General features: G+C 59.3%; 1 pseudogene. It reads left to right on the top strand.

What is annotated here, in order from left to right:
- Positions 1-15: 15 nt before the first annotated feature.
- Positions 16-425 (top strand): annotated as a pseudogene (locus DUT91_RS25205) (transposase); the annotation flags it as partial.

Below are 425 nucleotides of genomic sequence, written 5' to 3'. Positions count from 1 at the left end.
TTGGTCGGAGGCAATATGACGCGAGCTTTCAGTGATGATCTTCGTAGCGTTCTGGCTGCGTCACGGGATGGCATGTCGGCGCGCTCAGCAGCGGCCCGATTTGGGATTGGCGTTTCAACAGCTATCGCCTGGATTGCGAGTGCGCGCGCTGGTCGGTTGACGCCTTTGAAACAGGGTCGTCGCGGCGGCTCGCGCCTCGATGCCCACGAGGACTTCATCGTCGGTATGATTGAAGAGGCAAAGGACATCACCCTGAAGCGTCGCCGCGACTGGTTCGACGGCCAACTCGACCCCCGCAATGGTGCAGAAGGATCGCGGGGGTGTTTGTGTTTCCGGCACAAGACAATTTTTTCTCGATCCGGCGCGCCTCGTCTTCATCGATGAAACCGATCTGAGCACAAAGATGTCACGGCTTCGCGGACGGG

The sequence above is a fragment of the Paramesorhizobium salinisoli genome (genome assembly GCF_003335045.1).
Taxonomy (GTDB): domain Bacteria; phylum Pseudomonadota; class Alphaproteobacteria; order Rhizobiales; family Rhizobiaceae; genus Paramesorhizobium; species Paramesorhizobium salinisoli.
This window is presented reverse-complemented; position numbering and strand designations above follow the sequence as displayed.